The sequence below is a fragment of the Burkholderia ubonensis genome, assembly GCF_902833085.1.
GTDB lineage: Bacteria > Pseudomonadota > Gammaproteobacteria > Burkholderiales > Burkholderiaceae > Burkholderia > Burkholderia ubonensis.
The window spans coordinates 607,609-620,061 of record NZ_CADFEB010000003.1 but is presented as its reverse complement, the minus strand read 5'-3'; the positions used below and the strand labels follow the sequence as shown (position 1 = coordinate 620,061).

Below are 12,453 nucleotides of genomic sequence, written 5' to 3'. Positions count from 1 at the left end.
CTCGACCGACAAGATCCTCGTGGTGTTTGACTCGCGCACGGGCACGACCCGCAGGGCCGCAGTCGCGTTGGCGGCGATGCTGCATGCCGACGTCGGGGAGATCGTCGAATACCTTGCCGCGCTGTTCGGCGGGATCGCGGAAATCGGCAAGCTGCAGCAGATCGGGGAGCAACGGTTCCGCGCTTGGCGGGCGGCTCCGCTGCGTGCCGGCGCGCAGGCACGCAGGCACGACGAGCTGCTTCGTCACGCACGTCGCCGCGCCCGGGCGGCTTCGGCCTGCGCGAACACCGTTTGCAGCACCGGATGCACGTCGTCGCGCCAGTGCTCGCCGGTGAACAGCCCGTAGTGATCGCACCCGTCGACGTCGAGGCGCCGCCGCTCGCGCGGCGCCAGACCGCGGCACATCTCCAGCGCCGCATGCGTCTGCCCGGCCCCGGTGACCGCGTCGCACGCGCCCTCGACGGTCAGCAGGAAAACGCCGCGCAGCGCGGCCGGCTCGACGAGCTTGCCGCCGACGTGCCAGTCGCCGTTCGCGAGGCTCGCGCGCTGGAACACGACGTCGACGGTATCGAGGAAGTATTCGGCCGGCATGTCGAGCAGCGCGGCGTACGCGCGCAATTCCCGTTGCGCGTCGGCGAGCGCTTGCGCGTCGCCGCGCGACATCGCCCGCGCATAGCGCTCCATCAGCGACAGATAGCGATGCGGATAGAGGATCGCGATCTCGGCCCGCTGCAGGTAGGCCGGAAACACGCGGCGGCCGTGCCCCGCGAAACCGGCCGGCACGACGTCGATCAGATGATCGCGGCACCAATCGAGCGAATGCGACCGGGCCGCGATGCCGAGCGCGCTCGGATGCAGGCGCGCGTCCAGCGGGCCGCCGATCAGCGTGACGGTCGCGGGCTGTGCGCAGCCGCGCCGCGCGCGCAGCGCCAGCGCGCCGAGCGCGGGAAACGTTGCCTGGCAGACGGCGACGACGTGCAGCGGCCGGCCGTCGCGTGTGAGCGCGTCGATGAAGCCGTCGAGCATCGCCACGTATTCGTCGAGGCCGAAGCGGCCCGCGTCGAGCGGCACGTCGCGCGCATCGAGCCAGTCGGTGACGCACACGTCGCCGTCGGCCAGCAGCCCTTCGACGGTATCGCGCATCATCGCGGCCGCATGGCCGACCAGCGGCACGCACAGCAGCACCGTGCGCCGCGCGCCGGCGCGCGCGAAGCGGCGCAGGCGGCAGAACGGCATGCGCGCGACGATCTGCTCGTCGACGCGGCGGCCGTCGGGCGCGACGGCGCCGATCGCGAACGGCGGCGGGTCGGCCGGCACGCCGAGCAGGGGCGCATACAGGTCGGCGTACCAGGACGACGCGGCACCGGCCGCTATCGCCGCGGGCCACGCGTCGCACGCGTGCCGGGTCGCCGCGTGCCACGCGCGCAGCCATTGACGCTGTTGTTCGACAAGCTCGTACCACATGGCGGGCCTTCACGAAGCGATGGGAGTCTCTGCACGATCACTGTCGGCGCATGGCCCGAGTGCGATTTGACGGGCGTCAAGCGCGGGCGCGGAAATCGCGGGCCTCTGGATAAGTCCCGATCCGTTGCGCAACCGGCCCGTGCGCGGCTGACCTGGATCAATTTCGCCCTGTTTCGGACGACGTACCGTGACATGCATCGACGGCGCCGCAGGCGAGCGATCGTGAAGATCGATGCCGAATGGCGCAGCACCGCGGGGCAGGCGTCGCGCGCAGGCCGCCCGGATCTGGCCGCCGCATGGTTCGTCCGCCGGCTCGCCGGCCATGCAGGGCATCGATGGAAGGGGGATCGTGATGGATCGGCTGTTTCATCGTTTCGAACGACTGGCGTTCGGCATCGTCACGCTGTCGGCCGTCGCGTGCGTGGGCATTCTCGTCGCGCACCGGCATCCCGGCTGGTTGGAGCTCGCTCTCGCGCTGCCGCATGGCATGGCCGCAACGGCCGCATTCACGCCCGATTGCCTGGCGCTGTGCGCGGCGGGGGCATGCGAACCGCTGCTGGCCGGCCGGAAGGAGGCGAAATGAACGCTGCCACGCTGTGTACGCGCGAGGTCGCCACCTGCGGCCCGCGGACGACCGTCATCGAAGCGGCCGAGCGGATGCGCGGCCTGCATGCGGGCGACCTCGTGGTGGTGCGCGAGCAGGACGGGGTGCGCGTGCCGGTCGGCCTGCTGACCGACCGCGATATCGTGCTCGCGGTGGTGAGCCCGGACGCCGATGCCGGCGCACTGTTCGTCGGCGACGTGATGTCGGAGCCGGCGGTGGTCGCGCACGGCGACGACGACGTCTGGCTGCTCGCGCGACGGATGCGCCGGCATGGCGTGCGCCGGCTGCCGGTGGTCGCGGACGACGGCGGGCTCATCGGCGTCGTCACGCTGGACGACCTGCTGCATGCCGCCGCAAGCCTGCTCGACGAACTGCGCCTCATCGCGGCGCGCCAGCCGCATCTCGAGGAAAAGCGGCGCACGTAGCGCCGGTTCGGTCGCTTCGGCGGCCGGTGCGCGCGTCAGCGCGGCATCGCCTCGGCAATGCCCGCCGCCGCACAAAGCACGACGATCGCGAGCGGCGGCACTTTCCAGCGCGTCAGCAGGAAAAAGCCCACGGTCGCGATCGCGAAGTCGATCCCGGAAAACACGGCGCTGGTCCAGACCGGCGTGTAGAGCGCGCTCGCCAGCACGCCGACCACGGCGGCGTTGACGCCCGACAGCACCGCGACCGCCGCGGGACGGGCGCGCAGCGACTGCCAGTAGGGCAGCGCGGCCAGCACCAGCAGCAGGCCGGGCAGGAAAATGCCGGCGGTGGCCAACGCCGCGCCCCACGCATGGCTGGGCGCGGGCCCCATGATCCAGCCGAGAAACGCGGCGAAGGTGAACAGCGGCCCCGGCACTGCCTGCGCCGCGCCATATCCCGCGAGGAAATCGGTGGACGACACCCATCCGTGCGCGACGGTCGCCTGCTGCAGCAGCGGCAGGACCACGTGGCCGCCGCCGAACACGAGCGCGCCGGAGCGATAGAACGCGTCGAACACGCGCACGGCGCCGGTCGGGTCGGCCGCCGCGAGCGCCGGCAGCCCGAACAGCAGCGCGCAGAACAGCGTCAGCGCGATTGCGCTTGCCGTTCGCGATATGCGGACTGCGTCGGCATGCCGGTGCGCGTGCGCCGTGCCGGCCGCCGCCGAGGTTTCGCACAACGCGAACCCGAGCACCGCGCCGAGCACGATGACCAGCAACTGCGCATACACGGTGGCGAGCAGGTTCAGGAGCGCGACCGCGAAGAGCGCGATCGCGGCGCGGCGACGGTCGGGGCACAGACGGCGCGCCATGTCCCATACGGCTTGCGCGACGACGGCGACCGCCACGAGCTTCAGGCCGTGAATCAGCCCGCTGCCGACCGGGCCGTCCAGCGCCGGCGCGATCGCGGCGAAGGCGAGCAGCAACGCGACGGACGGGAGCGTGAAGCCGCACCATGCCGCCAGCGCGCCGCGCCATCCGGCCCGCAGCAGGCCGATGGAGAAGCCCAGCTGGCTGCTGGCCGGACCGGGCAGGAACTGGCAAAGGCCCATCAGGTCGGTGAAGGCCGCGTCGTCGAGCCAGCCGCGGCGCTTGACGAATTCCCGGTGAAAGTAGCCGATGTGCGCGACCGGCCCGCCGAAGGACGTGACGCCGAGCTTCAGAAATACCCGCAGCACTTCGAGCGCCGAACCGGCCCGAACCGTGCTGAACGATGACCTGCCGGCTTCCATTTGGCTGGCGATCCTGCAGAAGTGGAGACGCCGAGATGATACTGCTCATGTGACCAGGAAGCGTTGCTTGGGCGAGAAGTCAGGTGCAGCAACTCGCGGGCGAAGTCGACGAGGCGACCGCGACCGCGACGTACCATGCCGACGAAGAAGGCACCCGTCAGCCAGAAGAAGCTGGCGATCGGTTGACCGGTACCCGGCCGATTCGGCGACGCATGCTGAATGCGCAATCAGATTTGCGCGAGACTGTCCGGATCCACGATGCGAATTTGCTTGCCGTGCGCGGCGACCACCCCTCTGCGCTGGAATTTCGACAGCATGCGGCTCACCGTTTCCAGCTTCATGCCGAGATAGCCGCCGATTTCGTCGCGTGTCATCCGCAGGATGAATTCCGCAGACGAGTAGCCCCGTGCCTTGAAGCGCGCGGAGAGATTCAGCAGGAAGGCGGCGACGCGCTGCTCGGCGCTCATCGTGCCGAGCAGCAGCATCAGCCCCGACTCCCGGACAATCTCGCCGCTCATCATCCGGTACACGTGATGTTGCATCGTGCGGTTTTCACGGCATAGCTGTTCGAGTTGGCCGAAAGGAATGATGCAGACGGTGCTGTCTTCGAGTGCGATTGCGTCGCCGTTGTGATGGCCGCTGTGCACGCCGTCCAGCCCGAGCGATTCGCCGACGATCTGAAAACCCGTTACCTGCTCGTCGCCGTCGCGATGCACCATGACCGTCTTGAACGAACCGGTCCTCACCGCGTAGATGCTTTGGAACAGGTCTCCCGCGCGGTAGAGGGAGTCGCCGCGTTTGACATGACGGGTCGTGCAGATCATCGCGTCGAGCCGCGCGAAATCGTCAGGTGTCAGATCGTTCGGCATGCACACGTTGCGCAATGCACACGATGAACAGCGGGAAGCGCTACGCTTCGGCTGGTCCTCGCGCGCGACCGGATGCAGCGGAATGATGGGGTGTAGCGGCACGGGAGTCGCGATATCGGCGTTGGTCAGCATGATCTGCTCCAGTTCATACGGGGTCAGCAACGCTCGATACCCGCGGCATGGGCATGACGATGTCGACCATGTTGCATGCGACGGCGATCCTTTGCCGTCTTCACGAGAGGAAACCCGCACCGGCGCGGTCGATCGATACCGCGGTTGTTGGACGACGAAGCTGCTTCTGTTCCGGGAGGCACACGCTGTTTGGTTTTCTTATTGGCCAGTATGTATCGCTTGAAGGGCAAGCGAAATCGGCGAGGCTTGCAGATGCGGTAGGTAATAGGGAAGCGCTGTAGGACGCTTCCTACACGCGTATCAGTATCCCGTATCCATGCATAGACATCGTGCCCGCGCACGCTGACGAGCGGGCGGGTCTTGTGTTCGCCGTCCTCGAGCGGCCGTTCTTCGTGCGGCGCGAGCGCGACGCGGAGATGCGCGGCGATTCGTTCGCCGAACGGCCGGCTGGTCGAGAATGCAAAGAGATCGAAGGTGCTGTGCGACATGACGGACATCCTCGCTTCAGGTGACGTTCCGGGGGGACGAACGATGCAACGCTACGACGTATTCAACGGCGACGCGGACGGCATCTGCGCGCTGCAGCAACTGCGGCTCGCATCGCCGGCCGCGTCGATTCTCGTGACCGGGCCGAAACGCGACATCGCGCTGTTCGCGCGCGTGCCGGCCATGCGCGGCGACGCCGTGACCGTGCTCGACATCTCGCTCGACGCGAACCGCGCCGCGTTGACGGCGCTGCTCGACAGCGGCGTCGACGTCGCGTACTTCGATCACCACGAGCCGGGCGTCGTGCCGGTTCACGCTTGCCTCCATGCATGCATCGACACGGCGCCGACGGTTTGCACGAGCCTCATCGTCGACCGTCACCTGGCCGGGCGGCATCGCCCGTGGGCCGTGGTGGGCGCCTATGGCGACAACCTCGTGGAGGTCGCCGCCCGGACAGCCGCGCAAGCCGGGCTGGCCGCGCCCGATGCGCGCCGGCTGCAGGCGCTCGGCGAAGCGATCAACTACAACGCCTACGGCGATTCCGCAGACGATCTGTTCATGCCGCCGCTTGCCGTCTACGCGTCGCTGCGCGCGTGCGCGAATCCGCTCGATTTCGCGGGCTCGCCGCTCGCGCGGCAGCTCGACGACAACCGGCGCCGCGACCTCGCCTGCGCGGCCCGGCAGCGCGCGGCGTTCGTGATGCCGGGCGCGCGGGCGTATGTGCTGCCCGACGCGCGCTGGGCGCGCCGGGTGCGCGGCGCGTTCGCGAACCAGCTCGCGCGCGACGCGCCCGACCGCGCGCATGCGGTGCTGACGATCGCGCCGGACGGCTACTACACCGTCAGCGTGCGCGCGCCGCTCGCCGCGCCGCGCGGTGCGGACCGGCTGTGCCGTGCGTTCCCGGGCGGCGGCGGGCGGGAAGGGGCGGCCGGCATCAACCGGCTCGCGCCGGACCGCCTCGACGCGTTCGTCGCCGCGCTCGGCGCCGCGTATCGTGCCGGGTGAACGCCGGGTAGGCCCGCGAGGGGCGTCCTCATCGCGAATCCAGGAACGAAGCGGCGACGATGCGTTGACGGACGTCAAATCCGTGCGGATACGGCGCGGCGTCAGGCGGCGCATTGCCAGGACAGATCCTGGCTGCCGGCGTCGGCGCCGGGCGTTGCCGCATGCCGCTTGCCGGTGAACCGGCACAGCACCAGCATCACGACCACCGCCGCCGCGCGGGCCGGATTGCGCAGGCAGGCTTCGACCTGTTCGCTGCGCGCGACGCCGAACAGGCACCACAGGCAGAAGTGCTCGCAGTTGTTCGTCAGCAGCCGGTAATGGCATTCGCCGAGCCGCGACGCCGCGCGGCGCGCGACTTCCGGCCCGCTGTACGGCGCGCAGTCATGCTGCATGATCGCGAGCTCGGACCCGGAGGCGAAACAGTCGACGGAGACCACCTCGACCGGGCCGCCGCTCAGGCGCCGCGACAGTCCCGCGTAGTGGATCACCTTGCCGCCGCCGATGTAGATCCCGTGATGCGCATAGCCCGGGCGCCGGGTCATCAGATGCGCGCCAACCGGCAGGTCGGGGCCGTATGCGTCGTCGTCGGATTGCGGCTGGATCGGAGAGTTCATCGCCTGCTCCCGGGCTTTGCGGCCTGTGCCCGGACCTGTCGCGTGACCGCCGGGCACATGGCTTCCTGTCACGCCTCCAGTATTGGCGGCGGGGCGGGCGGCAACAATCAGCGGGGCCTGAACTTGCTGTCCGATGTGTCGCCGTCGTGTCGGAAATATCCGACAGGCGGCGGAACGTTTGCTGATGGCCGGCGCGGAAATCGTGGGCGTCGGATCTGCGCCGATGCATCGCGCAACCCGCCCGTGCGCGGCTGACCTGGATCAATTTCGCCCCGTTTCGCACGACATACCGTGACATGCATCGACGGCAATCGCAGACGAACGATCGTGAAGACCGATGCCGAATTGCGAAGGGACGCGGGACAGGCGTCGAGCATGCGCGAAGCGGTCGCCCGGGCGAAGGTCGGGTAGCCGGCGCGGTGCGCGGCAAGCGAGGTGCGACATGCGGACATGCGAGATCGCGATCCCGATCGACCGGACCCGGCTCGACGGCGTGCTGACGCTGCCGCCGCGCGCGTGCGGCGTCGTCGTGTTCGCGCACGGCAGCGGCAGCAGCCGCCTCAGCCCGCGCAACCGCGCCGTTGCGCAGACGCTGGTGAAGGCCGGACTCGCGACGCTGCTGTTCGATCTGCTCGATCGCGACGAAGAGCAGGTCGACTGCGTGACGGCGCTCTATCGCTTCGACGTCGATCTGCTCGCCCGTCGTCTATGCGCCGCGATTGCGTGGATACGCGCGCTGCCGGAATGCCGGCCGCTGCCGCTCGGCCTGTTCGGCGCGAGCACGGGCGCGGCGGCTGCCCTCGTCGCGGCCGCGCGCGAACCGGCCGTCGGCGCCGTCGTGTCGCGCGGAGGCCGCCCGGACCTGGCCGGCGATGCGCTCGAGCGCGTGGCCGCGCCGACGCTGCTGATCGTCGGCGCGCGAGACGAACAGGTGCTGCGTCTCAACCGGCTGGCGGCCGCGCGACTGACGTGCGAAACGGTGATCGAAATCGTGCCGGGCGCAACCCATCTGTTCGAGGAGCCCGGCGCGCTCGACGCCGTTGCGCGGCTCGCCGCCGCATGGTTCGTCCGCTGGCTCGGCGGCCATGCAGAGGATCGGTAGAGGGGGATCGTGATGTATCGGCCGTTTCATCGTTTCGAACGACCGGCGTTCGGCATCGTCACCGGCAGGAAGGCACGACGATGACGAGCGGCGGCACTTTCCAGCGCGTCAGCAGGAAAAAGCCCACGGTCGCGATCGCGAAGTCGATCCCCGAAGATCCAGCCGGGAAACGCTGCGACGGCGCATAGCGCATGCGCCCGCTGCTGCGGGACTCGGGAACGTCAATGACGACGATCGATCGTCTCCAGCATCGAGCGTCCGTTTTCCGTCAGACGGGCCCGCCGGCTTTCCGATGCGAGCAGCTCCAACGAGACGAGCTGGCGTTCGACGAGCGACGTCAGGTCGCCGAGATCGAGGCCGGTCGGATCGGCGGCGTCATCGATCAGCAACAGTGCGGCAAATTCATGCGGGCTCAACATGTTCGTCTCCTGAAGATGAAGGCGTCGGCATCGGAGGCATGGTCGACGCGCGTTGGCCGCTCCCGCTTTCGGGCCATCGAGGCGGTCATGCCGTGTGTATCAAAGCTAGGCATTTTGATGCGGCGTCGCGACGTGCATTTTGTCGCACGTGGCGCGCGCGCTTGACGTGGATCAGACATTCGTACCGGATGCCGCTGCGGCCCGTAGGGAGACCGGCTCGTATCGATCGTGGCGGCGCCAGGATGGTCGGAACGCACCATCCTCCGCCGGAGAAAGACATGAAAATCAGCGAACCGTTGAAGCCGGCGTCGACGCCCGACACGTTGCCGGTGCTGCAACTCGGCGTGCGGCCGTTCCATGCGGGCGGGGCGTTGTTCGGCAGCGTGGCGATCGCCGCGTGGCTGGCCGCCTGATCTCGCCGACGGCCGACGGCCGACGGCCGCGCGGATCGACGGCGGCCGCGCGGGGGCGGGCCGCCCGTCGTTCAGGTCAGGCTTCCTCGGACCACGACATGTTGTTCCGCGCGAGCAGCGCCGACGACGCGGCCGGCCCGAACGTGCCCGACGTATACAGCCGCGGGCGGTCGCCGATCTGCTGCCAGCCGTCGAGGATCGGCTCGACCCACGTCCACGCGGCCTCGAGCTCGTCGCGGCGCATGAAGTGCGTGAGGCGCCCGCGGATCACGTCGATCAGCAGCCGCTCGTACGCTTCCGCGCGCCGCTCCGGAATGGCCTGCTGCAGGTCGAGGTTGAGGCTCACCGGCACCATGTTCATGCCGCTGCCCGGCTCCTTCGCGAGCATCTGCAGCTGAATCGATTCTTCCGGCTGAAGCTGGATCACGAGCCGGTTGCTGTAGTGGCGCGGGCCGCTCGGGATGATCGAGAACGGCATGTCCGCGAACTCGATCACGATTTCCGACTGGCGCTTCTGCAGCCGCTTGCCGGTGCGCAGGAAGAACGGCACGTTCGCCCAGCGCCAGTTGTTGATGTGCGCGCGCAGCGCGACGAAGGTTTCCGCGCGGCTGTCCGGCGGCACGTTGTCTTCCTCGAGGTAGCCCTTGACCGGCTGGCCGTCGATCGCGCCCGCCGTGTACTGGCCCCGCACCGTGTCGCGCGCGATGTCCGACGGCGACATCGGCCGCAGCGAGCGCAGCACCTTCAGCTTCTCGTCGCGCACCGCGTCCGGATCGAGCGACACGGGCGGCTCCATCGCGACGATGCACAGGAGTTGCAGCAGGTGGTTCTGCACCATGTCGCGCAGCGCGCCGGTATGGTCGTAGAAGCCCGCGCGGCTGCCGACGCCGACCGTTTCCGCGACGGTGATCTGCACGCTGCGGATGCAGGGCGCCTGCCACAGCGGCCCGAAGATCGGGTTGCCGAAGCGCAGCACCATCAGGTTCTGCACGGTTTCCTTGCCGAGATAGTGGTCGATCCGGTAGATCTGCGATTCCTCGAAGTGCTTGCCGACCGCATCGTTGATGGCCTTCGCGGATGCGAGATCGTGGCCGAGCGGCTTCTCCAGCACGACCCGCGAGCGGGCGTCGACGAGGTCGGCCGACGACAGGTTGTCGCAGATCGTCGTGAACAGCTCCGGCGACGTCGACAGGTAGAACGCGCGAACCGCGTCGCGGCGGGTTGCTTCCGTGAGGCGCGCGTAGTCGGCCGCGTCGTGCACGTCGATCAGCACGTAGCGGAACAGGTCCAGGAAGCGACCCCACGCCTGCGGGTCGAACGCCTTCTCGTCGATGAACGGCCGCGACTGCTCCTCCATGAACTTCAGGTAGCCGTCGATGCCCCAGTCGCGGCGGCCGACCGCGATGATCCGCGTTTCGGGCGGGAGGTTGCGGTGCAGATGCGCCATGTACAGCGCGGGCAGCAGCTTGCGGGCGGCGAGGTCGCCGCCGCCGCCGAAGATGATCATGTCGACGGGCTGCTCGGCTGCAGTCTGGGTAGGCTGATTCGTCATGGGTGGTTCGCTGTCTGAAACGGTGGGCGTTGAACGAACGTCGAGGGCGCCGATGCGGCGGTGCAATGAAAACCCTAATAGTGCACGGTTTTGCCGAATTGCGTGCGTGGTCGTTATCGACGTGCCCCCTTCGAAGAGACAGGTGCTTCCTGGCCGGTACCGCTCAGTTCCCAAGGATGGGTGTCCACGAAACCGTGGTCGACTCCAGGCTCGACGATTCACTGCAACCACTTCTGCGTGCGAATCGCGCAGAGTTTCCCTAATCGGATCAACGTGCGAGCAAAGCGACTCCGATTGCAGGGTTGGCTTGCTAACGGTATCCTTTCTGTTTCATTACATTTGTACGATGATATGTCGAATACATATACGTACGGGATACACGAGAACCTCACTCCCGTGGAGTTGTTCTTTTTGGTCGCAGTGGATGAAACGATGAATGAGCTAGGAATCAGCGATGCGGTCGGTGTTGCGATGATCCTCGCAGGCTCGCGGTTTCTTTCCACACGAGGTAAATTTGCCGGCGCAGTAAAGGGAACCTCGGCTGCATCGAAGCTCTCTCGCTCGCTGCTGCCCTATGAGATAAAGCATCGAATCTTACCGACATTCACGTCTTGGACCAGTGTGGTCCTGTTGCGAGTGAAAATGACCAATCATATCGGTGTGTTCGTCGGACGGGCCATCCCCGGGGTTGGTTGGATGATTACTGCTGCCGACGTGGCGACCATCGGATATAAAACGGTTTTGGCATACAACCGTCATGTGAAGCCAGAGGACCGCCTCTAATGAGCGACACATGGCTCCAACTCCAGCAATTTATACGAGAAGTCCGCGCACCGGGGGTGTTTGGCCTTGACGAACAACTGACTCCTGATATGGACCTGTATCACGATCTCGATTGGGAACCACCAAAAATCGTGAACGTAATGCAAATGTGGGCAGAACGTTTTCAAGTAGACCTTGAAGACTTCGACGTTGCCTACTACGTTCCATCTGCGAACATGCGAAAGCGCGATGTAGTGCTGGCCGTGTTGAAGTCGCCGTTCAGCACGAAGGCGCGGGAGTCCCTGGCTGGGCGCTCGCTTACTCTCGGGATGCTGGAGGAAGCAATGAAGCGGGGATCGTGGAAGCAGGACTAGGGCCTGTTCACGCTAATAACGGGCTTGCGAACGTGCCTTGCCGGTTGCAATACAAGGAGCGCCGTTTGGCCGAGCCAAACAAGCGACGATCGACGCCGCAGTGCGGCCGGCAAGGCACGTTCCCCTGTTTGGAAAAATTCATTCGTGGGGCTGGCCCCCAGAAGGGCCGATCGCCGCGTCATGCTCCTCGCGAATACGTCGAGTATTCGCTTCGTCGCAATCCTTGCGCTCGGCCCTTCTGGGGGCCAGCGCAAGCCCGTTATTAGCGTGAACAGGCCCTAGGGGCTGGTAGAAGCGTTCAACCGTCCCGCTATGCAAAACCCGGCAGACTCGACTATGATTGAGCAATCACTCATTTAAGGCGACGAAATCTTGGCACGACCCCGCAGTCTCGACAAGCACGAAGCAATTCTCGCCGCGGCGGCCGGCGCGCTCGCCGAACACGGCGCGGCCGCGACCACCGCGCGCATTGCGCGGCTCGCGGGCGTGGCCGAGGGGACGGTGTTCACGTATTTCGACACCAAGGATGCGCTGCTGAACGCGCTGTACCTGCATCTGAAGGCCGACCTGCGGCGCGCGATGATGACGGGCTTCCCGGAGGATGGTCCCGCCGAGCCGGCGATGCGCCATGCGTGGAACGGCTACGTGTCGTGGGGCGTCGCGAATCCGGACGGGCGGCGCGCGCTGCGGCAGCTCGAGGTCAGCGGACGCATCGACGACGCGCATCGCGACGCGGGCGCCGAAGGATTCGGTCCGATCCGGGCGGTGCTGCGCGAGCGGATCGCCGCATCGGGCACATTGCGGCCCGACGAGGCGCTCGCGTTCTGCGGCGCGTTGTTCACGTCGATCGCGGAAACGACGATGGAATCGGTCGCGCGCGATCCGGCGCGGGCCGATGCCTACCGCGAAGCCGGCTTTCGGGCGCTGTGGGCCGTATTGCACACGCTGTGAACGTGCGGTG

15 protein-coding genes and 1 pseudogene are annotated in these 12,453 nt (G+C 67.5%); 8 read left to right on the top strand and 8 right to left on the bottom strand.

Going from position 1 to position 12,453, the window contains the following annotated elements; all coding sequences use genetic code 11:
• Positions 1 to 243: 243 nt before the first annotated feature.
• Positions 244 to 1,464, bottom strand: a complete 1,221-nt coding sequence (phaZ, locus tag HWX31_RS10205) for a polyhydroxyalkanoate depolymerase (protein ID WP_174961351.1) — start codon at positions 1,462 to 1,464, stop codon at positions 244 to 246.
• A 352-nt stretch (positions 1,465 to 1,816) separates the two neighbouring features.
• On the opposite strand from phaZ, the gene HWX31_RS10200 reads away from it, so the two are divergent.
• Both HWX31_RS10200 and HWX31_RS10195 read left to right on the top strand, forming a co-directional pair.
• Positions 1,817 to 2,047 (top strand): hypothetical protein, encoded by a 231-nt coding sequence (locus HWX31_RS10200; RefSeq protein ID WP_175933905.1) that lies wholly within the window; start codon positions 1,817 to 1,819, stop codon positions 2,045 to 2,047.
• Positions 2,044 to 2,493, top strand: coding sequence for a CBS domain-containing protein (locus HWX31_RS10195; RefSeq protein WP_174961347.1), 450 nt, complete (start codon positions 2,044 to 2,046; stop codon positions 2,491 to 2,493). The genes HWX31_RS10200 and HWX31_RS10195 overlap by 4 nt, the downstream gene beginning before the upstream one ends.
• A gap of 35 nt (positions 2,494 to 2,528) precedes the next feature.
• Here the strand turns inward: HWX31_RS10195 and chrA are convergent, their stop codons facing one another.
• The 3 genes and pseudogenes from chrA to HWX31_RS35365 form a co-directional block, all read right to left on the bottom strand.
• Positions 2,529 to 3,764, bottom strand: a complete 1,236-nt coding sequence (chrA, locus tag HWX31_RS10190; protein WP_174961345.1) for a chromate efflux transporter — start codon at positions 3,762 to 3,764, stop codon at positions 2,529 to 2,531.
• A 227-nt stretch (positions 3,765 to 3,991) separates the two neighbouring features.
• Positions 3,992 to 4,765 (bottom strand): fumarate/nitrate reduction transcriptional regulator Fnr, encoded by a 774-nt coding sequence (fnr, locus tag HWX31_RS10185; protein ID WP_174961342.1) that lies wholly within the window; start codon positions 4,763 to 4,765, stop codon positions 3,992 to 3,994.
• A 320-nt stretch (positions 4,766 to 5,085) separates the two neighbouring features.
• Positions 5,086 to 5,253, bottom strand: a pseudogene (locus tag HWX31_RS35365) (ribose-phosphate pyrophosphokinase-like domain-containing protein); the annotation flags it as partial.
• Between the two features lie 43 nt (positions 5,254 to 5,296).
• Here HWX31_RS35365 and HWX31_RS10175 point away from each other — a divergent pair.
• On the top strand, positions 5,297 to 6,256 hold the full coding sequence (locus HWX31_RS10175) for an acetyltransferase (protein ID WP_175933904.1): 960 nt from the start codon (positions 5,297 to 5,299) through the stop codon (positions 6,254 to 6,256).
• A gap of 101 nt (positions 6,257 to 6,357) precedes the next feature.
• On the opposite strand, the gene HWX31_RS10170 is transcribed toward HWX31_RS10175, so the two are convergent.
• Positions 6,358 to 6,870 (bottom strand): lecithin retinol acyltransferase family protein, encoded by a 513-nt coding sequence (locus HWX31_RS10170; RefSeq protein WP_174959018.1) that lies wholly within the window; start codon positions 6,868 to 6,870, stop codon positions 6,358 to 6,360.
• A gap of 442 nt (positions 6,871 to 7,312) precedes the next feature.
• On the opposite strand from HWX31_RS10170, the gene HWX31_RS10165 reads away from it, so the two are divergent.
• Complete coding sequence (locus HWX31_RS10165; protein ID WP_174959015.1) at positions 7,313 to 7,972, top strand: dienelactone hydrolase family protein; 660 nt, start codon at positions 7,313 to 7,315, stop codon at positions 7,970 to 7,972.
• Positions 7,973 to 8,030: 58 nt separating this feature from the next.
• Here the strand turns inward: HWX31_RS10165 and HWX31_RS35165 are convergent, their stop codons facing one another.
• Complete coding sequence (locus tag HWX31_RS35165; RefSeq protein ID WP_279613145.1) at positions 8,031 to 8,165, bottom strand: hypothetical protein; 135 nt, start codon at positions 8,163 to 8,165, stop codon at positions 8,031 to 8,033.
• 28 nt (positions 8,166 to 8,193) lie between these two features.
• Positions 8,194 to 8,391: a hypothetical protein gene (locus HWX31_RS10160; RefSeq protein ID WP_059615635.1), complete on the bottom strand. Its 198-nt coding sequence runs from the start codon at positions 8,389 to 8,391 to the stop codon at positions 8,194 to 8,196.
• A 278-nt stretch (positions 8,392 to 8,669) separates the two neighbouring features.
• Between HWX31_RS10160 and HWX31_RS35160 the strand changes: the two genes are divergently transcribed.
• Complete coding sequence (locus tag HWX31_RS35160; protein ID WP_279613144.1) at positions 8,670 to 8,804, top strand: hypothetical protein; 135 nt, start codon at positions 8,670 to 8,672, stop codon at positions 8,802 to 8,804.
• 76 nt (positions 8,805 to 8,880) lie between these two features.
• Here HWX31_RS35160 and zwf read toward each other — a convergent pair whose 3' ends face one another.
• Complete coding sequence (zwf, locus tag HWX31_RS10155; protein WP_174959012.1) at positions 8,881 to 10,356, bottom strand: glucose-6-phosphate dehydrogenase; 1,476 nt, start codon at positions 10,354 to 10,356, stop codon at positions 8,881 to 8,883.
• A 351-nt stretch (positions 10,357 to 10,707) separates the two neighbouring features.
• On the opposite strand from zwf, the gene HWX31_RS10150 reads away from it, so the two are divergent.
• The 3 genes from HWX31_RS10150 to HWX31_RS10140 all read left to right on the top strand — a co-directional run bounded on the left by HWX31_RS10150 (position 10,708) and on the right by HWX31_RS10140 (position 12,443).
• Positions 10,708 to 11,139 carry an STM2901 family protein gene (locus HWX31_RS10150; RefSeq protein WP_059897044.1) on the top strand — a complete coding sequence of 144 codons (432 nt, stop codon included), beginning with the start codon at positions 10,708 to 10,710 and terminating at the stop codon, positions 11,137 to 11,139.
• Entirely contained in the window at positions 11,139 to 11,492 is a 354-nt protein-coding gene (locus HWX31_RS10145) for a DUF1493 family protein (RefSeq protein WP_174959009.1), read from the top strand. The genes HWX31_RS10150 and HWX31_RS10145 overlap by 1 nt, the downstream gene beginning before the upstream one ends.
• 372 nt (positions 11,493 to 11,864) lie before the next feature.
• Positions 11,865 to 12,443, top strand: a complete 579-nt coding sequence (locus HWX31_RS10140) for a TetR/AcrR family transcriptional regulator (protein ID WP_059534493.1) — start codon at positions 11,865 to 11,867, stop codon at positions 12,441 to 12,443.
• Positions 12,444 to 12,453: the final 10 nt, after the last annotated feature.